General features: G+C 64.0%; 27 protein-coding genes and 2 tRNA genes. 11 read left to right on the forward strand and 18 right to left on the reverse strand.

The genetic code is table 11. From position 1 onward, the window contains the following. Both FIU89_RS06430 and FIU89_RS06435 read left to right on the forward strand, forming a co-directional pair. The gene (locus FIU89_RS06430) at positions 1–267 is read left to right on the forward strand and encodes a hypothetical protein (protein WP_152491832.1); all 267 of its coding nucleotides are present in this window, start codon (positions 1–3) and stop codon (positions 265–267) included. 13 nt (positions 268–280) lie between these two features. Next, on the forward strand, positions 281–943 hold the full coding sequence (locus tag FIU89_RS06435; RefSeq protein ID WP_152491833.1) for a DUF1523 family protein: 663 nt from the start codon (positions 281–283) through the stop codon (positions 941–943). Between the two features lie 22 nt (positions 944–965). Here the strand turns inward: FIU89_RS06435 and FIU89_RS06440 are convergent, their stop codons facing one another. From FIU89_RS06440 to FIU89_RS06465, 6 genes are all read right to left on the reverse strand, one after another. Further along, on the reverse strand, positions 966–1,868 hold the full coding sequence (locus tag FIU89_RS06440) for a hypothetical protein (RefSeq protein WP_152491834.1): 903 nt from the start codon (positions 1,866–1,868) through the stop codon (positions 966–968). A gap of 168 nt (positions 1,869–2,036) precedes the next feature. Next, complete coding sequence (locus tag FIU89_RS06445; RefSeq protein ID WP_172978045.1) at positions 2,037–3,671, reverse strand: chemotaxis protein CheW; 1,635 nt, start codon at positions 3,669–3,671, stop codon at positions 2,037–2,039. Then, positions 3,671–4,156 (reverse strand): chemotaxis protein CheD, encoded by a 486-nt coding sequence (locus tag FIU89_RS06450; protein ID WP_152491836.1) that lies wholly within the window; start codon positions 4,154–4,156, stop codon positions 3,671–3,673. The genes FIU89_RS06445 and FIU89_RS06450 overlap by 1 nt, the downstream gene beginning before the upstream one ends. Then, positions 4,153–5,004 (reverse strand): protein-glutamate O-methyltransferase CheR, encoded by an 852-nt coding sequence (locus FIU89_RS06455; protein ID WP_152491837.1) that lies wholly within the window; start codon positions 5,002–5,004, stop codon positions 4,153–4,155. The genes FIU89_RS06450 and FIU89_RS06455 overlap by 4 nt, the downstream gene beginning before the upstream one ends. Before the next feature lie 20 nt (positions 5,005–5,024). Continuing rightward, positions 5,025–6,578, reverse strand: coding sequence for a PAS domain-containing methyl-accepting chemotaxis protein (locus FIU89_RS06460; RefSeq protein ID WP_152491838.1), 1,554 nt, complete (start codon positions 6,576–6,578; stop codon positions 5,025–5,027). A gap of 216 nt (positions 6,579–6,794) precedes the next feature. Continuing rightward, positions 6,795–6,878: transfer RNA gene (locus tag FIU89_RS06465), tRNA-Tyr, on the reverse strand. 113 nt (positions 6,879–6,991) lie between these two features. Here FIU89_RS06465 and rlmB point away from each other — a divergent pair. The 3 genes from rlmB to FIU89_RS06480 all read left to right on the forward strand — a co-directional run bounded on the left by rlmB (position 6,992) and on the right by FIU89_RS06480 (position 8,791). Next, positions 6,992–7,777 carry a 23S rRNA (guanosine(2251)-2'-O)-methyltransferase RlmB gene (rlmB, locus tag FIU89_RS06470; protein WP_152494423.1) on the forward strand — a complete coding sequence of 262 codons (786 nt, stop codon included), beginning with the start codon at positions 6,992–6,994 and terminating at the stop codon, positions 7,775–7,777. An 18-nt stretch (positions 7,778–7,795) separates the two neighbouring features. Next, positions 7,796–8,122, forward strand: coding sequence for a hypothetical protein (locus FIU89_RS06475; protein ID WP_152491839.1), 327 nt, complete (start codon positions 7,796–7,798; stop codon positions 8,120–8,122). 195 nt (positions 8,123–8,317) lie between these two features. Next, positions 8,318–8,791 (forward strand): CoA-binding protein, encoded by a 474-nt coding sequence (locus tag FIU89_RS06480; protein ID WP_152491840.1) that lies wholly within the window; start codon positions 8,318–8,320, stop codon positions 8,789–8,791. Between the two features lie 15 nt (positions 8,792–8,806). Here FIU89_RS06480 and FIU89_RS06485 read toward each other — a convergent pair whose 3' ends face one another. The 3 genes from FIU89_RS06485 to hisF are packed head-to-tail and all read right to left on the reverse strand — an operon-like array spanning position 8,807 to position 10,166. Continuing rightward, on the reverse strand, positions 8,807–9,097 hold the full coding sequence (locus FIU89_RS06485; protein ID WP_152491841.1) for a Dabb family protein: 291 nt from the start codon (positions 9,095–9,097) through the stop codon (positions 8,807–8,809). After that, complete coding sequence (locus tag FIU89_RS06490) at positions 9,094–9,405, reverse strand: phosphoribosyl-ATP diphosphatase (RefSeq protein WP_152491842.1); 312 nt, start codon at positions 9,403–9,405, stop codon at positions 9,094–9,096. Before FIU89_RS06490 ends, FIU89_RS06485 begins: the two co-directional genes overlap by 4 nt. Next, a complete protein-coding gene (hisF, locus tag FIU89_RS06495) occupies positions 9,402–10,166 on the reverse strand; it encodes an imidazole glycerol phosphate synthase subunit HisF (RefSeq protein ID WP_152491843.1) in 765 nt (254 codons plus the stop codon). Before hisF ends, FIU89_RS06490 begins: the two co-directional genes overlap by 4 nt. Positions 10,167–10,337: 171 nt before the next feature. On the opposite strand from hisF, the gene FIU89_RS06500 reads away from it, so the two are divergent. From FIU89_RS06500 to FIU89_RS06510, 3 genes are all read left to right on the forward strand, one after another. Then, positions 10,338–11,030: a hypothetical protein gene (locus FIU89_RS06500; RefSeq protein ID WP_152491844.1), complete on the forward strand. Its 693-nt coding sequence runs from the start codon at positions 10,338–10,340 to the stop codon at positions 11,028–11,030. A 177-nt stretch (positions 11,031–11,207) separates the two neighbouring features. Then, entirely contained in the window at positions 11,208–11,660 is a 453-nt protein-coding gene (locus FIU89_RS06505; protein WP_152491845.1) for a DUF302 domain-containing protein, read from the forward strand. A gap of 166 nt (positions 11,661–11,826) precedes the next feature. Then, positions 11,827–12,966, forward strand: a complete 1,140-nt coding sequence (locus FIU89_RS06510; RefSeq protein ID WP_152491846.1) for a serine hydrolase — start codon at positions 11,827–11,829, stop codon at positions 12,964–12,966. A gap of 26 nt (positions 12,967–12,992) precedes the next feature. Here FIU89_RS06510 and hisA read toward each other — a convergent pair whose 3' ends face one another. Further along, positions 12,993–13,715, reverse strand: coding sequence for a 1-(5-phosphoribosyl)-5-[(5-phosphoribosylamino)methylideneamino]imidazole-4-carboxamide isomerase (hisA, locus tag FIU89_RS06515; RefSeq protein WP_152491847.1), 723 nt, complete (start codon positions 13,713–13,715; stop codon positions 12,993–12,995). Between the two features lie 139 nt (positions 13,716–13,854). Here hisA and FIU89_RS06520 point away from each other — a divergent pair, with 139 nt between their 5' ends. Together FIU89_RS06520 and FIU89_RS06525 are read left to right on the forward strand one after the other, a co-directional pair. Beyond that, a complete protein-coding gene (locus FIU89_RS06520; RefSeq protein WP_152491848.1) occupies positions 13,855–14,241 on the forward strand; it encodes a DUF2147 domain-containing protein in 387 nt (128 codons plus the stop codon). 167 nt (positions 14,242–14,408) lie between these two features. Beyond that, the gene (locus tag FIU89_RS06525; protein WP_172978047.1) at positions 14,409–14,786 is read left to right on the forward strand and encodes a DUF2147 domain-containing protein; all 378 of its coding nucleotides are present in this window, start codon (positions 14,409–14,411) and stop codon (positions 14,784–14,786) included. 3 nt (positions 14,787–14,789) lie between these two features. Here FIU89_RS06525 and hisH read toward each other — a convergent pair whose 3' ends face one another. The 8 genes from hisH to FIU89_RS06560 all read right to left on the reverse strand — a co-directional run bounded on the left by hisH (position 14,790) and on the right by FIU89_RS06560 (position 23,347). Beyond that, positions 14,790–15,428 (reverse strand): imidazole glycerol phosphate synthase subunit HisH, encoded by a 639-nt coding sequence (gene hisH, locus FIU89_RS06530; protein ID WP_152491850.1) that lies wholly within the window; start codon positions 15,426–15,428, stop codon positions 14,790–14,792. Between the two features lie 4 nt (positions 15,429–15,432). Then, entirely contained in the window at positions 15,433–16,020 is a 588-nt protein-coding gene (gene hisB / locus FIU89_RS06535; RefSeq protein ID WP_152491851.1) for an imidazoleglycerol-phosphate dehydratase HisB, read from the reverse strand. 148 nt (positions 16,021–16,168) lie between these two features. Further along, positions 16,169–16,243: transfer RNA gene (locus FIU89_RS06540), tRNA-Gly, on the reverse strand. A gap of 89 nt (positions 16,244–16,332) precedes the next feature. Further along, the gene (locus FIU89_RS22785; RefSeq protein ID WP_261391105.1) at positions 16,333–16,467 is read right to left on the reverse strand and encodes a hypothetical protein; all 135 of its coding nucleotides are present in this window, start codon (positions 16,465–16,467) and stop codon (positions 16,333–16,335) included. 180 nt (positions 16,468–16,647) lie between these two features. After that, positions 16,648–17,475 carry a phosphodiesterase gene (locus tag FIU89_RS06545; protein ID WP_152491852.1) on the reverse strand — a complete coding sequence of 276 codons (828 nt, stop codon included), beginning with the start codon at positions 17,473–17,475 and terminating at the stop codon, positions 16,648–16,650. A gap of 116 nt (positions 17,476–17,591) precedes the next feature. After that, positions 17,592–21,035 carry a pyruvate carboxylase gene (gene pyc / locus FIU89_RS06550; protein WP_152491853.1) on the reverse strand — a complete coding sequence of 1,148 codons (3,444 nt, stop codon included), beginning with the start codon at positions 21,033–21,035 and terminating at the stop codon, positions 17,592–17,594. Between the two features lie 276 nt (positions 21,036–21,311). Then, positions 21,312–22,454, reverse strand: coding sequence for an alpha-hydroxy acid oxidase (locus tag FIU89_RS06555; RefSeq protein ID WP_152491854.1), 1,143 nt, complete (start codon positions 22,452–22,454; stop codon positions 21,312–21,314). 350 nt (positions 22,455–22,804) lie between these two features. Further along, positions 22,805–23,347 (reverse strand): hypothetical protein, encoded by a 543-nt coding sequence (locus FIU89_RS06560; protein ID WP_152491855.1) that lies wholly within the window; start codon positions 23,345–23,347, stop codon positions 22,805–22,807. A 313-nt stretch (positions 23,348–23,660) separates the two neighbouring features. Between FIU89_RS06560 and FIU89_RS06565 the strand changes: the two genes are divergently transcribed. Then, positions 23,661–24,119 (forward strand): hypothetical protein, encoded by a 459-nt coding sequence (locus FIU89_RS06565; protein ID WP_152491856.1) that lies wholly within the window; start codon positions 23,661–23,663, stop codon positions 24,117–24,119. Positions 24,120–24,175: the final 56 nt, after the last annotated feature.

A 24,175-nucleotide genomic window follows, 5' to 3' on the forward strand; every position in this document is an offset into this window, starting at 1 on the left:
ATGGCGGCACTGGCGAGACTTCTGATCATCGGGTTCATCGTCTGCACGATCCTGTATGTCGTCCTGTCGATCTATTCCCGGAGCGTGCGAAAAGGCAAGCTGCGCGAATGGTGGGAGGAGGAAGGCCGGCCCGGCGACCTGGACGCCTACATCGAAAAGGGGCTGGAGGCGTATGACGGATCGCTCCGGCGCAAGCTGATCCTCGGGGTCTATGTCGTGCCGTTCAGCATCGTGGCGGCGATCATCTACTTCACGAATTTTCACTGAAGGGGGTGGGACGTTGGTTTACTTGAAATGGCTGTTCTGGAGTGTTTTCTGGGTGCTGGTGGCCGCTTTTTTCCACTACACCCTGCCACAGACCGATATCGTGCGGGTGACGGACACCTATGAAAAGCGCATAGATTTCGGCGAGAACAGCCTGTTCTGGGCCAGTCCGGATGCCGGCAACGACATGACGCCGATCAACCGCGACGTCTTTTTCATCCAGACGGTGCGGGCGAATGGCAGCACGATGGTCTATCGCAACGAGGATACCGGGTGGGGCTGGCCGCCTTACTTCAAGTTCGACACGTCCAACCTGCAGGCCGAGGCGGCCGATCTGAAATCCACCGCCGAGGCGCCGCGATGGGCGGCGCTGAAACATTACGGCTGGCGCAACGAGTTCCTGTCTATCTTTCCCAACGGTGTGAGCATCTGGCCGGTTGCGGGGCCGGATGCGGGCAAGCCCTTCCCGTGGCTGAACCTGCTGATCCTGACGGGTTTTGCCATCGTGGTTTTCGGCACCTGGCGGGTCTGGCGCGGGTTCCGGGCCAGGCGGCTCGACCCGGTCTGGGACGGGGTCGAGGCCCGTTTCGACGCTGCCGGGAATGCGATAGAGGACCGACGCGGGCGCGTCCGGCGCTGGCTGGATACCTGGCGGCCGAAGGACAAGCGCCGGGACTGACGCCCCCTGGATGAGACCCCGGTCAGGCGCTTCTTGCCTCGGGGGCGTCGAGGACACGGCCTTGGTCTGTCACGCGCATGGAGTCCGTCACCCAAGCCGGCAGGACCAGCGGAGCCAGCGGGTTGGGAGCGCCATTCAGAACCTGGTCGCGCAAGGCGGAGATCATTTCGCCGCGCTTCGACTGACGTCCGGACATGATGTGCAAAAGGGCCTCGACCTGCATCGCGTCAAGCTGCGGCCGCGGCGCGGCGGGATGCAGGACGAACGGCTTGGGGTCGAGCCCGATGTCGCGCAGGAAGCTGCGCAGATAGGTTTCCGGACCGAGTTTGATGCGCTCGAACTGGCGCGATTTGACCTGGAGCCCGGGGTGAAGCGCGCAAAGCGTCTGCTCCAGCGCGGAGAAGTCGATGGAATTAAAGTTCACGCTGCGACAGAACTGTTCCAGCGTCAGCGTCGTGTGGTTCTGACGAATGGCGTCGGAATACAGGCTGACGAGATAGCTTTCGGCGTTGCGCGTATAGAGCAGCAGCCGGGTATCCTCCAGCGGCAGACCAGCCTGGGCATATCGCAGATTGGTCGCAGCCTGCGGATAGAACGCGGGGTTCGTCTCGTTCCAGAGCAGGGATTGCGTCATCGTGGGGCCAAGCCGGTTTTCGTCGGAAATTAGAACGGTTTCCGCGCCGGCCTTCGAGGCAGCGCTGGTGATGGCGGCGTTCAATTCGGCGAAAGCGCCATAGTCCTGCGGCGTGGAGCCGGGCTTGTGCCGTCGGCGGATCATGCGGACCTGCCTTTGCACGGCCTTGGGCATTTCGGCATTCACGTAGAAGACCCGTTGCGCCCGCAATTGCTCACGATTGAAGGAAAGATTTTGCTGCAACAGCAGGGACGCCGTCCTGTGGACGCCCAGATGGATCACGTATTTCATGGACCTGCCCGGTGCCTGTTTTGTTTTTATGCAATAATCCTACCGCATTCGGTGCAGCCGCGCAAGATTCCGCTGATTCGCCGGGTACGAAGACCCGCATCCGTGCGCGGGCGCGCGTGCACGGATCGTTGTGACAGGGGCCGTGACCGAACAGGCCGGAGACGCCGGTCAGGTTTCCGTTGCGACGTCGGGTGCTGCCGCTTCGAATCTCGCGTCGGCGATGCAGCGGCGGACAACCGATGCTTGATCCAGCACGAGGACCGGGTTGCTGTGTGACGGGCGTGAGGGAACCCGCAGGCATCCCGCGAGGTCGCCTGACACGAGCCGGGCCGCTTCCGGATCGCGGATCGTGGGCACCTCGAAAAGGTCCTCGGGGCCGGTCGTCACGATTTCGTCGATGGAGTCGACGGTGATGCCGTATTTCCGCCCGCCATTTTCGAAGATCAGCACCTTGTGCGCCTGCGCTCCGGTCTCGGGAAAACCGTAGAGGACACGCAGGTTGATGAGGGTGATCAACTCGCCCCTGAGGTTGAGAATACCGTCGACGAAGGCGAGCGCGTAGGGCGGTTTCAAAAGCGACGAGGGGCGGTCGATGACCTCGTTGACGCCGGAGATGTCGAAGCCCATCTCGATATCCACGGAGAACAGGATAAAGGTCGAACGGCCGCGTTCCGTCCTGAAGTTCTTTGGCTTGGTCTCGACATCCGTCGAGGGATAGATTTCCTGGCAGGAGCGCGCGGCGAGCGCCAGCATCTCGTCCTTCAGCAGGCTGTGATGGTCGAGCAGGATGACGATCGTTTCGTCCTGGCGCACGAGGCAGCCGGACACGACGTCGTGCCGCGGCAGGCCCACGTTCGCGAAGGGCAGGATGTCCTTTTCATAGAACGTCATGATGCTGTCGATCGAGTAGACCAGCAGGCCGATCCGGCCTGCGGGCAGGTCGAGGACAAGGAGCTTTCGCTTCTCCAGCATGCCGGCCTTGAATTTGTAGGGCGTCTCGTTGCCGATCATCCCGCGAAAATCGACCACCGGCAGGGTGCGTCCGCGCAATTCCACGTTTCCGATGACGTAGCCGTGGGCGAGCTGGGAGGTCTGCAGCGGCGGCATATCGGTGATTTCTTGTACGAAACGCAGGTCCAGGGCGCAGGTCGTGTGACCGAGTTGAAAGGAAATGCAGTTGAAGCGCTGGCCCAGATGGGTCTTGCGTTGCTGAGCGTGATCGATCCGGGCGACGCGCGGGATCTTCTCGATCTGCAGGATCTCGTAGGGGTCGAGAAGCTGCACCATGCGGGCGCCGTCGTCCAGCTTCAGCACCCCTTCGACAATGATGTCCTTCAATCCCTGGGCGTCACGCAGGAAATTGACCCGCGTGGCATTCATGCCCTGAATGATGGCCCCGGTATCGTCGAACAGAAGCCCCACGCAGAGGTCCCCGTTCTCGATGATGGCCACCTTGCGCACGGAGGTTTCGGATGCGGGCGCAATTCCCAGGATGTGACGCAGGTCGATCACCGGGACGATCGTGTTGCGCAGGCAGAAGAGCCCGACCATGTGCGGCGCGGCCAGGGGGACCTCGGAATAGCTGTCGGGGGCGTTCACGACCTCCTGGATGACATCGACGGGCAACGCGAACTCTGTCTCGTCAAGCCAGAAGGAGCCATAGACGACGTTGCGCGCGGCATGCACGCCGGGCGCCGTTTCCATGGCCGCGGCCGGCGCGTCGGCCTTGCAGGACGCGCCGGGTATGGGGGCCGGACCACCCCGCGCGGTCGCGTTGGGGGGCGTTTCAGGCGGGTGCGACATCATCCCTCTCCAAGGCGCGGAATGGGCGTGATCGTGAAGTCGCCGGTCGTGCAGTCGATCGCCACGCGACGACCGTGTGTGCCCCCGGTATCGTCATGCACGATGCGAAGCCCGGCGTCGCGCAGTGCGGCGCGTGCGAAATCGGCGTTGACCTGGCCGACCAGTCGTTCGGGCTCGGTCTCGTGGGGCAGGGTCATGTTTGCGCCGCCGGCGATGAAAACGCGCATCTTGCGGCGCTCGGTGTCGGCGACGTTCATCTGGCGCAGAAGCGCCTCGATCGCGTGATCGACATGGCGCCCGCTGCCCTTGGCTTTGGGAGGGCCTTCGGACTTGGCCAGCAAGGCATGGGCGAGACCGCAGATGCCGTTTTTCTTGTCCACAAAACCAAGGCCCATGCAGGAGCCGAGTATGGCGTTCAGTGTCTGTCCCGGGCGACCGATCTTGACCTGGCCGATCTGGACATGGAGCTGATCTTCACCAATCATGTCAGCGGCTTTCCACGCTTGGGCGCGGGGCGATAGATCATGGGTTCGATGATCGCGAAATCGGTCCGAAGCCGGGCGATGCTTTCGCTTTCGCCGATATAGAGAAAGGCATCGGGTGCCATCGCGGCGTGCACGTTTCGCAGGATGGCCTCCTGATCCTCGGGGGTGAAGTAAATCAGCACGTTGCGCAGGAAAACGGCGTCGAAACTGGCACCGCCCGGCAAGGGTTTCAGCAGGTTGTGCAGCTTGAACGTGGTGCGCCCCCTTATCTGGGTGTCGACCTTGTACCCGGCAGTATCGTCGCCGCCCATGAATCGATCAAAGAGGTCCGTGCCATCCGCGCGCAGTTGGGTGAGGGCCGGCACGGCGTAAAGACCGGCCTCGGCCTGTTTCAGGACCTTCGACGAGATGTCGGTGCCCGTGCACCTGTAGTCGAACCCCTCCTGCGTGCTGCGCGTGTGCTCAAGGATCATGCCCGCGGTATAGGCCTCTTCGCCGGTCGAGGCGGCCGCGGACCAGATGCGCATCGGGCGTCTTGTGTTGCGTTCCATGAAGGCCGGGATGGCGACATCGCGGAAATGTTGCCAGATGCGGGGCGTTCGATAGAAAAACGTCTTGTTCGTCGTGACCCGGTTGATCAGTTCCTGAAGCTCGGCCTTGTCGGAGGTCACGCGCGCGATATACGCCTTGAAGTCCTCGTCTCTGGTTTCACGCAAGCGGCTGCGCAGCCGGCTGAGCAGGAGAGACGTGCGATTGTCCCCGATCGTGATGCCGGTGCTGTCGTGGATGATGCCCCTGATCTTGTTGAATTGCGACTCGCTGAGCGAAAGCTCTTTTTCTGCTGTCATGGTGTATCACCTGTCCTTGATCACACGCCCAGTTTGGAAACTTCGGTCTTGAGGTCTTCCGCGCCGGTGCTGAGTTCGTTGGTGGCGGCCGCGATGTTGTCGGAGGCGATGACGGCCTCCTCGGAGGCTTCGACGATCTGCTGAACCGAGTCCGCCACATCGCGTGCGGCGGTTTGCTGTTCGGTGACGGCCACGGTGATCTGGGAAATGGAGTCGGTGGTTTCGCCGATGCCTTCGAGGATCTTCTTGAAGGCCGCTCCGGCCTCGCGTGAGACGTCGCTTCCTTGCGAGACCCGCTTGACCGTTTCGTTGATCAGCTTGGTGATTTCCTTCGTCGCCTGGGAGGACCGCTCGGCCAGCTTGCGCACCTCGTCGGCCACGACCGAGAAGCCGAGCCCGTGTTCACCGGCGCGCGCGGCCTCGATGGCGGCGTTGAAGGCCAGCATGTTGGTCTGGCCCGCGATCTCGCTGATCACCTTCACGATTTCGTTGATCTGCTCGGACGAGGCGTTGATCAGGTCCATGGACTCGATCGAGCGGTCGATGGCGCCGGCGCCGACATCGGCCTCCTGCTTGGTGCGTTGGGCGATGTCGTCGGACAGGCGGCTGTTCTGGGCGATGGAATCGATCGAGGCGCTGAGTTCCTCGACCGAGGCGCTGATTTCCTCTGTGGTGCATCCCAGCGTCTGAGCGCCTGCCGCCACTTTCTGAGCCTGTTCGGTGATGCTTGCGGATTTCTCGGCGAACTGGCCCGAGATGCGCGTCACGTTCTGTTCCAGCACGACCTCGGGCGTGATGTCGAAGGCGAACTTGACCACCTTCAGGACTTTGTCGTCGTCGTCGATAATGGGCGTGTAGGTGGCGCGCAGGAACAGGTCCTTGCCGTCGCGGTCGATGCGGCGGTACTTGCCTTCATCGTGTTCGCCCGACGCAAGCTTTTCCCAGAAACGCGTGTACTCTTTCGAGGCGCTGTATGCATCGTCGCAGAAGATCCGGTGATGCTTGCCGCGGATTTCGTTCAGGGTGTAGCCGGTCGCGGCGCAGAAATTCTCGTTCGCGTCCAGTATTTTGCCATCGGGCGTGAACTCGATCATGGCCTGTACGCGGCTGACGGCTGCCAGCTTGGCGTTCTTTTCCAGCGCATCTAGCTTACTTTTCGTAATTTCGGTGGCGAACTTGACGACCTTGATCGGTTTGCCGGTGGAGTCGAAGATCGGATTGTAGGAGGCGTTGATCCAGATCTCGCCGCCGTCCTTCGTGATGCGTTTGAATTCGCCCGCCTCGAACTTGCCCATGGCAAGGTTCATCCAGAAATCGCGATAGGCATCGGTGCGCACGTAGTCGCTGTTGCAGAACATGCGGTGGTGCTTGCCCACGATCTCGTCCAGCGAATAGCCGAGCGTGGAGAGGAAATTGTCGTTGGCCGTCAGGATCGTGCCGTCAAGCTCGAACTCGATCACCGCCTGCACGCGGTGCAGGGCGTCGGCGAGGCCTTCGAGCTGCGTCAGGTGGTTTCGGTCAGCCTGAACGTCGCCTGAAGCGTCGTCTTTCACGGTGGTACTGGTCTTGGTCACGGCATATCCTCACACGCAATGGTCCCTTCACTCGGGTAAGGTCGTACGCGCTGGAGATTAATGTTTTCCTTTCCGCAACAGGCAGATTGCGGTGGATTTGCCTTAAATACCGTCGATCCAGGCGCGGGGATGAGGGGCGGGCACAGGTGGAGCGGACCCGTGGGGATCTCCAGTGCAACCGCGACGTTCGAAAGTTTGGTGTTGCGTCCTGAAAAATGGTGGGCGACCTAGGAATCGAACCTAGCGTGCGTCTCCGCGAGGGAGTTACAGTCCCCTGCCACACCTTGCGGCCTGTCGCCCACTGAGGCGCGTGTTTAGAAGCGGGCCGTTGCCCCGTCAACCGGAAAATCGCTTGCGATTGCGGTGGTGCGGGGCCATTGTCCGGCGCCTGTGAAGGAGGCCCCCGGATGGCGATGAAGAAACCCAAGTGGGTGGTGGAAAAGGAACAGGCCAAGAAGGCCGCCGCGTCGGAAACGGTATGGTTGTTCGGCTTGCACGCGGTGCGCGATGCGCTGGAGAATCCACGGCGCCACAAGCTGCGGCTGGTGGTGACGAAAAACGCCGCCGACAAACTGGCGGACGCCATCGCAACGTCGGGCATGACGGCAGAGATGGCCGATCCGCGCAAGTTCAGCGCGCCGCTGGATCCGCAATCGGTGCACCAGGGCGCCGCGCTGGAGGTTAAGCCGCTGGACTGGGGAACGCTGGAGGATGTCTGCCTGGGCGACGGAACCCGGCCGCCGCGCGTGATGATGCTGGACCGGGTGACGGACCCGCATAACGTGGGCGCCATCCTGCGTTCGGCGGAAGTCTTCGGCGCCTCGGCCGTGATCGCGCCGCGCCACCATTCCGCGCCCGAGACCGGGGCGCTGGCCAAGACGGCGAGCGGGGCATTGGAGCGGCAGCCCTACCTGCGCGTGCGCAACCTGTCGGACGCCATCGCGGCGCTTCAGGGCATGGGGTACATCGTGCTTGGGCTTGACGGCACGGCCGGGGAAACGATCGAAGAGGCGCTGGTCGGCGTACAGGACCGTCCCGTGGCGCTGGTGCTGGGGGCGGAAGGGCCCGGGTTGCGGCAGAAGACTCGCGAGACCTGCGACAAATTGGTGCGGATCGGCTTTTCCGGCGCGTTCGGGTCGCTCAATGTCTCAAATGCGGCTGCCGTGGCCCTATATGCATCCAGAGGACAAACCGACTGACCAACCGACGGGGGGCTGATGGGCCGGAAGATCGCCACGTGCTGTTACTGCGGAACGCGGGCTGTTCTGGTGTTCGACGAAACGCTGCATGAACTGACCTGCCGGGCATGCGGTGCACCGTTGCACGACATGAAGATGATGCCGCGATCCCCCCGGGCGCAGGATGTCCGACAGAAGAAGGCGCCGGTGGATCGCCGCAAGGGACGGCCCGTGGCCGAAAAGCCCGAGTGGCATGGTGGAGCCGACCCGAGGCGGCGCAAGAAGAAATCGAAAAAGCGGCGCAAGCCGATGTTCGGACGGCTGCTGGAGGAGGTCTGGGACGTGGTGGAAGACATCATCGACTGAGATCCGGCGGATTCTTACCGATTCTTCACACGTATTTTACAACCTCTTTTTATCTAAAAATCAGTACCTATCTCACATGTCAGAAGCGCCGAACTGGAACTCCGGCGTTTCTCTTCACTGTCCCTCGTTCCGCGACTGGCGCCCGGGTTATCCCGGGCGCTTTTTTCTTTTTCGCGAGCGCTCTAGGGTGGTGCCATGAACGAACGGTACACAGAGTCCCATCTGCGAAATATCCTGAAGCGCACCAAGCGCATCGCGGTCGTCGGCGTGTCGATGAACGAGGTGCGCCCGAGCTTCTACGTGGCGCGCTATCTGAAGCTGAAGGGCTACGAAGTGGTTCCGATCAACCCCGGCCACGCTGGCAAGACCGCGTTCGGGGCAATGGTGCTGGGATCGCTGAGCGACATCGAGGGCGAGGTCGACATGATCGACATCTTTCGCCAGCCCGAGCATGTGCCCGCGATCGTGGACGAGGCGCTGGAGCGGTTCCCGGCGCTGCAGACGATCTGGATGCAGATCGGCGTATCGCACGAAGAGGCCGCGGAAAAGGCGCGGGCACGGGGCGTCGACGTGGTGATGAACCGTTGTCCGAAGATCGAATACCAGCGCCTGTTCGGCGAGTTGCGGATGGGCGGGTTCAATACCGGCGTGATTTCATCGAAATTGTAGGAGCCATGACGGCGCTCAGGCGGCGGGGATATCCGCGGCGATGCGCATTTCGCGCAGCGGTTTGACGCGGGCGATGGCGCGGGAATAGATCGGGTGGGCCTTGTAGGCCGCGAGCGCGGCCTCGTCGGGGAATTCCACATAGACCACGAGATCGACTTCCGCGCCGGTCAGGGTGTCGGCATGTATATTCTGTCCGACCTCGAAATGGGTGCTGTGGGGGATCTGGCCAAGCATTTCCAGACCGGCGCGAATTTCGGGCAGGTCGGCGGGATCCTTGGCGGTGAAGAAAACGATGTGGCGAATCATTCGGACCTGGCGGCTTTCTCGGCGAGGCCGGACTGCGATTGGCGGGCGGCGAGTTCCGTCATGACGTCATCCACGGAGACACCGCGGCTGTGCAGCATGACGAGCAGGTGAAAGAGCACGTCGGCGGCCTCTGACGTCAAGCGCGGTTTGTCGTCCCTGACCGCTTCGATCAGCGCCTCGATGGCTTCCTCGCCGAACTTCTCGGCGACCTTCTCGGGGCCCTTGGCCAGCAGCTTGGCGGTCCAGCTGTCCTCGGGCGAGGCGCTGGCGCGGGTGGCGACGATCTGTTCCAGCTCTTCGAGGGTCATGCGCCGATCCTCATCGGGATGCCGGCCGCGGCCATGTGAGCCTTGGCCTCGGCGATGGTGTGATCTCCGAAATGGAAGATGGAGGCGGCCAGCACGGCGGAGGCGCCGCCCTTGGTGACGCCGTCGACGAGGTGGTCGAGAGTGCCGACGCCGCCCGAGGCGATGACCGGGATCGAGACCGCGTCCGCGATGGCGCGGGTGAGGGGCAGGTTGAAGCCCGAACGGGTGCCGTCGCGGTCCATCGAAGTCAGCAGGATTTCCCCGGCGCCCTTGTCCTCGACCAGCTTGGCGAACTCGATGGCGTCGATGCCGGTGGGCTTGCGCCCGCCATGCGTGAAGATCTCCCACTTGCCGGGGCTGACCGTCTTGGCGTCGATGGCCACCACGATGCACTGGCTGCCGAACTGGTCGGCGGCAAGGCGAACCACGTCGGGGTCGGCCACGGCGGCGGAGTTGAACGAGACCTTGTCGGCCCCCGCCAGCAGCAGTGCACGCACATCCGCGACGGTACGGACACCGCCGCCCACGGTGAGCGGGATGTAGCATTGCTCGGCGGTGCGGGTGACCACGTCGAGCATCACCCCGCGGTTTTCGTGGGTGGCGTGGATGTCCAGAAAGCACAGCTCGTCGGCACCGGCGGCGTCATAGGCGCGGGCGGCATCCACGGGGTCGCCCGCGTCGCGCAGGTTGACGAAGTTCACACCCTTGACCACGCGGCCATCGGCCACGTCGAGGCAGGGAATGATGCGGATCTTGAGCATGGGCCGTCCTTTCGCGCCTGCCTTCTAGCGCGGGCGGCGGGCGGTGCCAATGGGGCTTTGGGCGCGCGCATCTCCAGGCGGCGATTTTTGAACCCCGCCGGGGGGATGGGCGACGGACAGGTGTCGGCGCGGTTCTGCGCCTAAACCCAATGCTTCCGAAAGGACCAAGCCATGATGTCTTTCAAATCCACACTTGCCATGCTGTCGCTGGCCATGACCGCCGCCGTCGCCGCGCCGGCCGCACCGGCGCAGGCCGAGACCATCACCTGCCCGCACAGCCAGATCCGGCGCGAGGTGACCACGGGCCTTCCGGGAGGCTGGTGGAACACGCCGATCGTCAACTCGCTGACCGAGGCGCGGGTCACCAATATCGGCGGGCGCGCGGCGCTGCAGTGCATCTACGGACCCGCAGGGTCGATCCAGCGCTATGCGCCGGACGGAGCGACCTGCCGGGTGCGCGGTCGGCAGTTCGAGTGCAGCCGCGGGTCGGCCTCGGGCGCAGGGGCGCGGACCTTCTCGACCGGACCGCTGGAGATCCCGCAGACCTGGACCGCGGATCTTGACCGTGGGGCGGTGGGCCGCGGCAGTGGCGTGGACATCTGGTTCCAGGCCGAGACGGCGGAACTGCTGTACGTGGCGCCGCGCAATGGTGCGCAGCTGGGTGTGGGCGACCGGCGCAACCGGGGCTTTGACGGCTGTCGAGCTGCGCGGTACAGCGCGAACCGGGTGTCGCTGCGGGATATTCCGGTGGGGTCCTACATCTGCGCCAAGACCAACGAAGGGCGGATCAGCCAGTTTCGCGTGAACGCCGTGTCGGGCGGATCGCCCAAGACGCTGTCGCTTGGCTATACGACCTGGCAGTAGGCCCGCCTTCAATGGCCCGCCTTCAATGGAAAGTCAGCACCCGGTCCTCGGCCGGGTGTTGGCGTGCGTGAAGGCGGGGCCCGGCGGGATCGAGCCGATTCCGCGAATACCTGTTTCCACGCGGTGCGGTCGGCTTAGCTATAAGGGTGGACGGACCCCTTGCAGGAGATATTCGAGATGAAACGATTTCTGACACTTGCCGCCGTGACCGCGCTGGCCGGCCCCGCATTCGCAGATGACGATCTGATGAAGGTGCAGTCCAGCAGCGACGTGGCCAGCACGATGGACGCGCTGGAAGCGGCGGTGGAAGGTGCCGGTGCCACGGTCTTTGCCCGCGTCGATCATGCCGGCGGGGCCGAACGTGTCGGGATGCAACTGGCCCCCTCGGAGGTTCTGATCTTCGGCAACCCCAAGCTGGGCACGCCGGCAATGCAGGCCGACCCGCTGGCGGGGCTGTTCCTGCCGATGAAGGTGCTGGTGTACGAAGATGCGGATGGGCAGGTCTGGCTGGCCTACGAGGACCCCGAGGAAATGTTCGACGAACTGGACAGGATCGACGACGACGCGGAGTATATCCAGCAGATGACCGGCGCGCTCGGCAAGCTGACCGAGAAGGCGGCGGGCGGCTAAACCGGCGTTCGAATTGCAATGACAAGGGCCGCTTCGTGCGGCCTTTGCTGATTCGGCCGGGTGGCGGAGTGAATACCCGCTCACGCGGCAAGACCCGGATTGGCGGTCGCGGGAAAGCCGGGTACTGACGGGCGGCAACAGTATCGAGGCAGTGAGTGAGAAAATGATGAAAAAACTGATGGGGGCGTTTGTCGCCGTTTTGGCTTGCGGTGCGGCAGTGGCCGAGGAGTCCGACATCGATGCCCTGGCGACTCGGCATTTCGGCCCGCTGATGGAGACGCACGACATTCCGGGTATTGCCCTGGGCATAACCCATGGCGGGGACAGCCAGTTCTTTACGATCGGGCTTGCGGCGCGGGACGACGGCGTGGCGGTGACGCCGGATACCCTGTTCGAGTTGGGATCAATCAGCAAGCTCTTCACGGCAACCCAGGCGGCGTTGATGGAGGTGCGGGGCGAACTTGACCTGGATGATCCGGTGTCAGCCTACATTGAACCGCTGAAGGGAAGCGCGTTCGGCGCTCTGTCGCTCGCTGACCTTGCGACGCACCATTCCGGTGGCTTGCCCCTTCAGGTGCCGGACGGGGTAAGTGACATCGATGCACTGATTTCCTGGCTGAAAGACTGGGCCCCGTCGATGAAGGGCGCGCGCAGTTATTCGAACATAAGTATCGGTTTGCTGGGTCATATCGAATCGCGGATCGCCGACAGGAGCTATGCCGAACTGATGGAGCAGGGCCTGTTTGCCGAGATGGGGTTGCGCGACACGTTTGTGGACGTGCCAGAGGCGGTGATGCCGCGCTACGCGTATGGAGTGGATCGCGATACGGGAGAGGCGATCCGCGTCGGTCCCGGTGTCCTGGATGACGAGGCTTACGGGGTCAAGTCCTCGGCTCGGGATCTGGTGCGGCTGCTGGACCTCTACCTGGGACATGCTCAGGCGGGTGATGATCTGACGCAAGCCTTGGCGCGGACGCGTGAAGGGTTCGGGACGACCAAAGCTTATGTCCAGAACCTGATCTGGGAAGAGTATCCTTGGCCGGTCGATGCGGACCGGATGGTCCGAGGCAACAGCTATGACTTCATACTGGAGCCGCAGCCGATGGAGCGCATCGCTCCGGCCCGGGCGCCGGGACAGGACGTGATCCTGAACAAGACGGGGGCGACTTTCGGCTTCGGGGCCTATGTCGTGTTGCTGCCGGGGCAGGATCTTGGCGTGGTCTACCTGGCCAATCGCAACATCCCGAACGAGGCGCGTGTGCGGGCGATGCACGGATTCGTGACGGACCTTCTTGAAGGACAGTGACACGGGGTACTCGTGCCGGTCTCGCGTCAGGCGGAGAGGGTGCGCAGGGCCTCTTTCAGGTCCAATGCCCCGTCGTAGAGCGCCCGGCCCGAGATCGCGCCGTTCAGTGGGGCGCCGCAATCCCTCAGCGCGACGAGGTCGTCGAGGGACGACACACCGCCCGAGGCGATGACCGGGATCGAGACGGCGTTGGCGAGTGCCGCTGTCGCCTCGATATTCGGACCCTGCATGGCGCCGTCGCGGTTGATGTCTGTGTAGATGATCGCGGCGACGCCCGCGTCCTCGAATGACCGGGCAAGGTCGGTGACCATGACATCGGTTTCCTCGGCCCAGCCCTTGGTCGCCACGCGGCCGTTGCGGGCGTCTATGCCCACGGCCACCTGGCCGGGGAAGGCCTGTGCCGCCTCGCGCACGAGGGCAGGATTTTCGACCGCCACGGTGCCTAGGATGACGCGGGCGAGGCCCTTGCCGAGCCAGCGGTCGATCGTCGCCATGTCGCGGATGCCGCCGCCAAGCTGGGCGGGCACCTTTGTGCGTTCCAGGATCGCCTCGACCGGGGCGGCGTTCACCGGCTCACCGGCGAAGGCGCCGTTGAGGTCGACGAGGTGCAGCCATTCGCAGCCCGCGTTCACGAATTCCATCGCCTGCGCGGCGGGGTCGTCGTTGAACACTGTTGCTTTCTCCATTTCGCCCTTGAAGAGGCGTACGGCCTGGCCGTCTTTGAGGTCGATGGCGGGGTAGAGGATCATGGGTGGGTCATCCGGGCAAAGGGCTTTGCCGCGATGTGCCATGACGGGACGGCGTTTGCAACGCGACGTGGCGTCAGGCTTGATAGGGGCCGGGCGGTGGCCGCATGCTGCGTGGCATCATTTGCGGGAGGAGATACGCATGAGAACGATGACACTGGCCTTCGTGGCCACCTTGATGAGTGCCGGCGCCGCCTTGGCTGACCCTGTTCTGGGAACTTGGCAGACAGAACCCGACGACGGCTCTTTCGCACATGTCAAAATGCAGAAATGCGGCGACGCGATTTGTGGCGTGTTCACGCGGACCTTCAATGAGAACGGCGAATACAAGTCACCGAATATCGGCAAGCAGGTCGTGCGTCAGATGAAGCCGGCAGGCAATGGACGTTACGAAGGCAAGGTCTGGCGCCCGTCCAACAACAAGGTTTACATTGGAAAGCTTGATTTGAACGGGAACACGTTGCAACTGCGCGGATGTGTCGCCGGCGGGCTTATTTGTGCGAAACAGACGTGGAAACGGGTCAACTGAGGTCCATGGCATAGTTTGTTGCGAAGGCCGCGACGGCGGCACGTGGACAAAGGTGAAATAAGCCCTTTTCCGCCTGATACGGAACTGTGATTGAACGAATTGGCCGGGCCGCACGTCTTACCTGTAATATGTTGAAATCAGGTAAAAAGGAGGCTCGGCCAATGCGTATGGCTATGTCTTTTGCACTGTTGATCGGAACCACGGGTGCGGCATTGGCCGATCCGGCGACGGGCACGTGGCAGACCGAGCCCGACAAGAAGGGCATCATTGCCCATGTGAATGTGTACGACTGCGGCAACGCCGTCTGCGGCAAGATCACCCGTACCTTCAATTCGCAAGGGCAGGAGGTGGCGGCCGCGAGCGTCGGGCACAAGGTGATCCGGAACGCCACGCCGACCGGCAATGGCAAATACGAAGGGCGCGCCTGGATCCCGGCCCATCAGCGCGAATATCCTGCGGGCATGACCCTTCGGGGCGACCGGATGACGGTCCGGGGCTGCATGGGGCCGGTCTGCATGTCGCAGAACTGGACCCGCATCCAGTAGGCCTCAGGGCGTCCAGGCCAGGAAATTGCGGATGATGCGCAGGCCGGTGGCCTGGCTTTTCTCCGGGTGGAACTGGGTGCCGACGAGGTTGTCGCGGCCCACCACGGCCGTCACCGGCCCGCCATAATCCACGTGGGCGATCCGCTGGGAGAGGTCCGCGACCTCGAAATGGTAGGAATGCACGAAATAGGCGTGGTCGCCGGTGCTGACGCCGTCAAGCACGGGATGGGGCGTGTCGATCACAAGGTCGTTCCAGCCCATGTGCGGAACCTTCATCGACGGATCCGACGGCGCGACCGAAACGACCGTCCCGGCAATCCAGTCAAACCCATCCGTCTCGGTATATTCCAGCCCGCGCGTGGCCAGCATCTGCATCCCGATACAGATGCCCATGAAGGGGCGGCCCTTGTCGATGACCGCCTCCTTCATCGCCTCGAAGAGGCCGCGATGGTCGTAAAGCTCGTTCCGGCAGGCGGGGAAGGCGCCGTCACCGGGCAGCACGATGCGCGTGGCCGTGCGTACGGTCTCGGGGTCCGAGGTCACGACGACCTTGCCGGCACCGGCCTCGGACGCCATGCGCTGAAATGCTTTTTCGGCCGAATGCAGGTTGCCGGATTCGTAATCGACGATGACGGTTGTCATGGGCTCAGAGCGTGCCCTTGGTGGACGGGATCGCATCCGATTTGCGCGGGTCGATTTCGAGCGCATCGCGCAGGGCGCGAGCGACGGACTTGAACGCGGCCTCGGCAATGTGGTGGCTGTTGATGCCGTGCAGCGCGTCGACATGCAGCGTGAGCCCGCCATGGGTGCTGAACGCCTGGAAGAACTCGCGCACCAGTTCGGTGTCGAATGTCTTGATCTGGGCGGTGGGCATGGCGACGTTCCACACCAGGTAGGGCCGGCCGGAAATATCCAGCGCGGCGCGCACCAGCGCGTCGTCCATGGGCAGCAGGCAGGAGCCGTAGCGGCGGATGCCTTTCTTGTCGCCCACGGCCTGCGTCAGGGCCTGGCCGAGCGCGATGCCCACGTCCTCGACAGTGTGGTGGTCGTCGATATGCAGGTCGCCCTCGCAGCGGATGTCCATGTCGATCAGGGCGTGGCGGGCCAGCTGGTCCAGCATGTGGTCGAAGAACCCCACGCCGGTCCGGTTGTCGTAGGTGCCGGTGCCATCGAGGTCGATCGTGACCGAGATATCGGTTTCGGCGGTCTTGCGGGTGATGCTGGCGCTGCGCATTGGGTGCGTCCCTGAGTGTTTGCCGCGCCGTTATAGGCGGGCTTGGCAGGCGCGCCAAGGGGGGGTGGAACGGGTCGGGAGGAACGTGGTGCCGATTGGCACAAGAACCGGCATTCTGCCGGTTCTGTCGATCAACTTGGAGAGAAATTGGAGCGGGCGATGAGATTCGAACTCACGACCCTTACCTTGGCAAGGTAATGCTCTACCCCTGAGCTACGCCCGCGTCCGTTGGGTGAGGCGGAGATATAAAGTCTCGCGCGGGGCTGCAAGGGAAAATCGCAGCTTGGGCGGATTTTTTTGCCGCGGCGGCCGTCAGTTGCCGTAGCGTAGGATCAGCTCGACATAGACAAGGGTGGAGGCAAGCAGCAAAAATGCGAAAAACAGGGCACGACGCTTTTTCGTCGGGGGCGTCGGCACATCCGGGTCTTGATCATGCAATCCGGTCACGTCACGTCTCCTTCGATAGAGACTGCGGCAAAGGCAGCAGGGTGCAACTGAGGGTAGTATCCTGACAGCCATCGGGCAAGCAAAACCGGGGGGCGGGTGCCAAGTGGCGGAAAAGCGCGCTTGGCCCTGGGGCGACAACGCGGACGCCGGCGCCATGCCGGCAAGCCGCGAAGCCGCAGGTCAGCCGCGTTGGGTGTCGTAACAGACGCGGTCTGCGGGCGGCAGAGTGAAGTCCTCGGTGTGCACCACGATCCCGTCCGGGCCAAGCAGCAGAAGGCCGTAGGCCCCCGGCTCGTCCACCGAAAGGCTGGGATCCTGAAAACCGAGCGCCATGGGCATCTGGTGACATGGGCTTTTGAAAATCGCGGTGGGGATGTGGTTGCCCGCGCCGGTGGCGAACCCGCCCTGGATCGTGCGGTGGATATGGCCGGCGACGATCTGGTGGACGGAGTCGTGCCCTTCCAGCCGCGCGGCCAGCTGGCGGCGCGATTTCAGGCCGATCCAATCCATGCCGCCGAACCCTGTCAGGATGGGCGGATGGTGCAGGAAGAGGATCACCCGGCGGCCTTGTGCGCCTGCGATGGCGGCTTCCATCCAGTCCAGTCGATCATCGCACAAAAGCCCGCTATGGGTGTCGTCGGCGTCTTCGTTGAGGGTGTCGAGCAGGACAAGGCGGGTGTCGTCAAGGTCAATCGCATCCTGGACAAATCCCTCCGGTGTTTGCGGCGCATCGGTGAACACCGACCGGAAGGGAGCGCGGCGGTCGTGATTTCCCAGCATGAGCGACACCGGGATCTGCACGTCCGCCAGCGCGGCTTGCAGGCGGCGGTACTCGGGGTCGGTCCCGTGATGGGTGAGATCGCCGGTGATGACGATACGGGCGGCATCCGGGTGGTGTTTCTGCGCGTGGGCGAGGCCCTGGGCGAAGCGTGCGGCGGGATCGAGGCCGATGATCGTCTCGCCCTCGGGCACGAAATGGATGTCGGTGAAGACGATGATTTTCTGCATGACATCCCCCGGCGTTCAGACCGGCGCAGCTTTGTCGGATTCGCGGGTTTTGGAAAGGGGGCTGTTGGCCGGGGACGGGCGGGGCGCGTCGGCCTGCGCGCCTCGCCCGGGATGGGTCACTCCAGCTCGACCAGCAGGTCCTTGGCGTCGATCTGGGCGCCGGGCTGGACGTGCACGGCCTTGACGGTGGCGTCACGTTCGGCGTGCAGGCCGGTTTCCATCTTCATCGCCTCGATGGTCAGGAGCAGGTCGCCCGTCTTGACCTGCTGGCCCGCGCTGACCGCCACGGTGGCGACGGCGCCGGGCATCGGCGCACCGATATGGTCGGCATTGCCGGCCTCGGCCTTGGGCCGGGCCTGGACGGTTTCCTTGACGCGGCGGTCGGGGACACGAATGGTTCGCGGCTGGCCGTTCAGTTCGAAGAACACCCGCGCCTCGCCGTCCTCGTGGGTTTCGCCCACGGCGACCAGCCGGATTTCCAGCGTCTTGCCGGGGTCGATCTCGGCCGAGATCTCCTCGGCCGGTTCCATGCCGTAGAAGAACGTCTTGGTGGGCAGGGTGCGCACGGGACCGTAGACCTGGTGGCGCTCCATGTAGGCATCAAAAACCTTGGGATACATCATCGCGCCCATCAGGTCCTCGTTGTCGATCTCCTCGTCTTCGAACTTGTCCTGAAGCTCCTTGTGCCGTGCCTCTAGGTCCTCGGGCTCGAGCAGGGTGCCGGGGCGGACGGTGATGGGTTTCTCGTCCTTCAGAACCTTGCGCACGATATCGTCGGGGAAGCCGCCGGGGGCTTGGCCCACGTAGCCTTTCATCAGGGTGACAACGCTTTCGGGGAAGCTGACCTCGGTCTTGGGGTCGAGCACGTCCTCGCAGGTGAGGCCCTGGCTGACCATCATCAGCGCCAGGTCGCCCACGGTCTTGGCGATGGGGGTCACCTTGATCACGTCGCCGAACATCTGGTTCACGTCGGCATAGGTGCGGGCGATTTCCGGCCATTTGGCCTCAAGCCCCAGCGAGCGGGCCTGGGCGCGCAGGTTGGTGAACTGGCCGCCGGGCATCTCGTGCAGGTAGACCTCGGAGGTGGGCGACTGCATGGCGCTCTCAAACGCGGCGTAGTGCTCGCGCACGTTTTCCCAGTAGATCGAGATCTTTCGGATTGCGTCGATATCGAGCCCGGTGTCGCGATCGGTGTGGCGCAGCGCCTCGACGACCGAGCCCATGGTGGCCTGCGACGTGTTGCCCGAAAGCGCGTCCATGGCGCAGTCCACGGCATCGACGCCCGCATCGGCGGCGGCGAGGATCGTGGCCGAGGCCACGCCGGCGGTGTCGTGGGTGTGGAAGTGGATGGGCAGGCCGATCTCTTCCTTCAGCGCCTTGAAAAGCACCGTGGCGGAGGCGGGTTTCAGAAGGCCGCCCATGTCCTTGATGCACAGAATATGGGTGCCGGCTTCTTTCAGCTCACGCGCCATGTTGAGGTAATACTTCAGGTCGTACTTCGCACGGTTCGGGTCGAGGATGTCGCCGGTGTAGCAGATCGCCGCTTCCAGCACCTTGTCGGCGTCGCGCACAGCGTCCATCGACACGCGCATGTTCTCGGTCCAGTTCAGCGGATCGAAGACGCGGAAGATGTCGACGCCGCTCTCAGCCGCCTGTTTGACGAAGGCCTGCACCACGTTGTCGGGGTAGTTGGTGTAGCCCACGCCGTTGGAGCCGCGCAGCAGCATCTGGGTCAGCAGGTTGGGCATGCGTTCGCGCAGGTCGCGCAGGCGCTGCCACGGGCATTCGTCGAGGAACCGGTAGGCCACGTCGAAGGTGGCGCCGCCCCAGCATTCGACCGAGAAAAGCTGTGGCAGATCATGGGCATAGTTCTCGGCGATCTGGATCATGTCGATCGAGCGCATCCGCGTGGCCAGCAGCGACTGGTGGCTGTCGCGCATGGTGGTGTCGGTCATCAACACCTGTTTCTGCGTGGCCATCCAGTCGGCCACGGCCTGGGGGCCGTCGCGGTCGAGGATCTGCTTGGCGCCGTCCTGGATCGTGTCGTTCTTGGGCTTGGGCGCGCGGGGCAGGGCGAGATCGTCGCGCGGTTTCACGCGGCCCTGCACCTCGGGGTGGCCGTTGACGGTGATGTCGGCGATGTAGGTCAAGACCTTGGTGCCGCGGTCGCGGCGGGCAGCGAAGTCGAAGAGCTCGGGCGTCGTGTCGATGAACTTGGTGGTGTATTCGTTGCTGAGGAAAATGGGGTGTTTCAGCAGGTTTTCGACAAAGGCGATGTTCGTGCTGACGCCGCGGATGCGGAACTCGCGCAGGGCGCGGTCCATCCGGGCGATGGCGCCTTCGGGCGTTTGCGCGTGGGCGGTGATCTTGACCAGCAGGCTGTCGTAGTAGCGGGTGATGACGCCGCCCGAATAGGCCGTACCGCCGTCGAGGCGGATGCCCATGCCGGTGGCCTCGCGGAAGGCGGTGATGCGGCCGTAATCGGGGATGAAGTTGTTTTGCGGGTCCTCGGTGGTGATCCGGGTCTGGATCGCGTGGCCGTTGAGGGTGATCTGATCCTGTGACGTCTTGCGGGTGGCTTCCTCCAGCGTCTTGCCTTCGGCGATCTTGATCTGGGCCTGGACGATGTCGATGCCGGTGACCTCCTCGGTCACGGTGTGCTCGACCTGGACGCGGGGGTTCACCTCGATGAAGTAGAACTGGTCGGTGTCCATATCCATCAGGAACTCGACCGTGCCGGCGCATTCGTAATTGACGTGCTTGCAGATCTTGTAGCCCAGCTTGCAGATCTCCTCGCGCTGCGCGTCGGTCAGGTATGGCGCGGGCGCGCGCTCGACGACCTTCTGGTTGCGGCGCTGGACCGAGCAGTCCCGCTCGAAGAGGTGGTACATGTTGCCGTGCTTGTCGCCCAGGATCTGGACCTCGACGTGGCGGGCGCGGGTGATCATCTTTTCCAGGTAGCCTTCGCCGTTACCGAAGGCCGCCTCGGCCTCGCGCCGGCCCTCGCGGACCTTCTCGGCCAGCTCTTTTTCCGACTCGATGGGCCGCATCCCGCGCCCGCCACCGCCCCAGGAGGCCTTGAGCATCATGGGATAGCCGATCTCGGAGGCTTCCTTGCGGATCTTGTCCATGTCCTCGCCCAGCACTTCGGTGGCGGGGATGACGGGCACGCCGGCCTCTATGGCGACGCGCCGGGCGCTGGCCTTGTCGCCCAAGGCGCGCATGGTCTCGGCCTTGGGGCCGATGAAGGTGATGCCGTTGGCCTCGCAGGCGTCCACGAGCGCGGGGTTTTCGGACAGAAGGCCATAGCCCGGATGGATCGCGTCGGCGCCGGATTTCTTGGCGACGCGGATGATCTCGTCGATCGAGAGATAGGCCTGCACGGGGCCCAGTCCCTCGCCGATCCGGTACGCCTCGTCCGCCTTGAAACGGTGCAGGCCCAGCTTGTCCTCTTCGGCGAAGACGGCCACGGTGCGTTTGCCCAGCTCGTTTGCGGCGCGCATGATGCGGATGGCAATCTCGCCCCGGTTGGCGATAAGAATTTTCTTGAACTCGGCCATGGCCTGTCCTCCCGTCATGTCGTTCGCTGCGGTTGCTCAGCAGTTTTTGCGCCGCAGTGCAGCGTTGCGCCTGTTTTTAGGTTTTGCAAGAGGGTAGCGCAATCCGACAAAGTGGGTACATCCACCGCCGGGCGATTTTCTTGGCCGGGCGGGTAGTGAAGCTACCCGATCGGGAGACCGGCGCCGCATCCCGGGGGGTTGTGTCGAAGCCGAGTCGCCGCGAGACTATACGGGTACGCAGGTTAACGCTTCGTGAAGGTCGGGCGCTATGGTCGCTCAGTCCGGGTCCGGCAGCAGGCGGCCGCGGGCATCCCGGGGGCGGCCAAGGCCCAACTGGCCCATGTTGGCCTCGAGATCGGTCTTGAGGATATGCACCAGATGCCCCGGGCCGTCCCGCCCGAGGGCGGCGAGCGCGTAGTGCCAGGCCCGTCCCAGCATGACGAAATCCGCCCCCAGGGCCAAGGCACGCAGGATGTCCAGGCCGCTCTCGATACCGCCATCCAGGAGGATCGGCAGGTCGGTTTCGGCGCGGATGAGAGGCAGCGCCTCAATCGTGGCCGGGGCCGCGTCGAACTGGCGGCCGGCGTGGTTGGAGATCCAGATCGCGTCGACGCCTTCGGATTGCAGGCGTGCCACGTCGCGATGATCCTGAACGCCCTTGATGACCAGGGGGCCATCCCAATGCTCGCGCAGCCAGGCAAGATAGGACCAGTCCGGGGAGGTGCGCAGCAGGTAGCCGGCATGCTTGTTCGAGGGTAACCCCTTGGTATCCGGCGCATAATCGTCGATGAAGCGCATCCGGGGCATGCCGCGACCGGACATGCCCATGGCCCAGGCGGGGCGTATCGCGATCTGCGCCAGGACGCGCGGTGTGATCCGGGGCGGGGTGGTCAGGCCTGACCGCACCTGGCGTTCGCGACGCGAGGCGATGGGCACGTCCACGGTCAGGACCAGAGTGGAAAACCCGGCCGTCCTGATGCGTTGGATCATGTCCTTGCGGATTTCGGGATCGCGCGGCGGATAGAGCTGAAACCAGGCGTTCGGGCCGAGTGAATCGGTCAGGTCCTCGGGCTTTTGCGTGGCCACGGTGGAGAGCGTGTAGGGGATGTTCGCCCGTGCCGCGGCGCGGGCCAAAAGTTGTTCCGCGCCGGGCCAGATCATGCCGGACATGCCTACGGGAGCGATGCCGAAGGGCAGGTCAAACTCTTGTCCCAAAAGGGAAGTTTTCAGATCCGGGGCGATCTCGCCATGCAGGATCGAGGGCATCAGGCGGACCGCGTCGATCTGCGCCTTGTTGCGCCGTGTCGTGGCCTCGGACCCGGTGCCGCTGTCGAGGTATTCCCAGACGAAATGCGGCAATCGGCGACGGGCGCGGGCGCGCAGGTCGGAGATGGCGGGAAAACGGGCATCGAGCGACATGGCAAAGCGATAGCAAGCCGGGATGCGCCCGGAAAGGGAAAACACCCGAGGGGCGGGGTTAACGGTGCGGATCGATTCGAAATGTCACGTCGGTATCGCGTCGGTATCCGGGTGGTATCGCGACGGTGCGGATTTTCTCGTTTGCTCTGGTTAATGCGACGCGCGGTGCGCGACGGGCCGGAGGCCGCGAATGTTGAGGGAATGTTAACGCCCGGGCCGCCCCGCGGCGTTTTCCGGGCATAGGGCGGGCAGGCCCCGGATCGGGTCCGGGACGGCTGCGGACAGACCGACGCCGACACCCCGGTACGGGATGACGGCGTTCGGGCGTCGTTCAGTGGCGCGTCGCGGCGTCACGAATTGCGCGCTTCCTCGACGGCGTCCATGCAGGCTTTCTCGTCGCCGGCTTCGAGCGCTGCTTTCGCGGTTTCGATGGCATCCTTGGCCTCTTGCGACATGTCGGACTCCGAGCTGGCCGTGGCGCTGGCGTCGCCCGAACCGTCCTGCTGCGCGGCGGCGTCCTGTCCGGAGGTGGCCACGGTGGATGTGTCGGTCTCGAGCGGGGCGGTGTCGCCGTCCTTGACGACCTCGCCATCGCCTTCGGCCGCGTCCGAGTTCATGTCCTCGGCCTGTGCCGACAGGTCGGTGTCGGAGCTGCTGTCGGACGTGTCCGTGTCCGAGGTGCTGGCGGCGCCGTCCACGCTACCGGACGCGTCGGCGTTTGCATCCGGGTCTTCCAGCGGGGCGAGGCTGCCGTCCTTGGAGATGCCGCCTTCGACTTCCATTCCGGCCTCGCCGGTGAGTTGTGCCAGTTCATCCTGGCAATCCGCCAGGGCGGGGCCGGAAAGACCGGCAATGGTGCATAGTGCGAGCACACTTGTCATCTTGCGTTTCATGGGGATCCTCCTCCTTTTTCCATTGCCTGTCTAACGGGGATACCGCCGGTTCGTTCCAATCGGTGCCGCAGGGAAGGCGGGATCGCGCCGATCCGATCCGGGCGGTCGGTTCGTGGCATGGGTGAAAATTCGTACGAATTTTCGTGGGGAATATCTTTTGTGGGGCGGAAGTGGGGCGGTCGCGGACGTTAACATTGATTGAGAAACGTTATTGCGGGCGCGCCCGGTCGGTGGGAGTGAAATCGGGGGTATGGTTTGGCGGGCGCCGTGTTGACCTTTGTTAACGGGTTTCGGGCGCGAGAGGGTGCGTTGGATGGGCGAGGTTGAACTGGCCGCTTTGCTGTGCGCGTTCCTGGCGGGAAGCGCCGAGGAGCAGCGGCACTATTTCGACATCGCGGGCATGAAGCGCTATGTGCGCGTGGATTGCGAGACCGAGGACCATGTGATCGAGCTGGGCCTCGACGGCAGCGCGAGCGCGCGGGATTCGCTGCACCAGGCGCTCTTCGCGCAGCATTTGACGGGTAAGAAACCCGTGGTGATCCTGATCGACCGGGACGGGTATGAAGGCCGGTTCGAGTTCGAGATGCGCCATGTGTCCAAGGCGGCGGGTGTGCTTTACCTGCGGTGTTCTGAAGGGGCGATCCAGCGCTGGGCGGCCACGTCGGGCCTGCGGCGGGGCGCGGCGGGGGCGGATGACCTGCCGGGGCCGGGGGCCGTTGCCAGCCGTTGCGATTTGCAGACGTTGCGGCGGAAGCGGGACGCGGGGTCGTAGGCGTGGGGCGTTACATTCACGCATGAAAGGTGGGTTTTCACCCACCCTACGCGGCG

Origin of the sequence: Roseovarius sp. THAF27 (genome assembly GCF_009363655.1) — a bacterium.
Classification (GTDB): domain Bacteria; phylum Pseudomonadota; class Alphaproteobacteria; order Rhodobacterales; family Rhodobacteraceae; genus Roseovarius.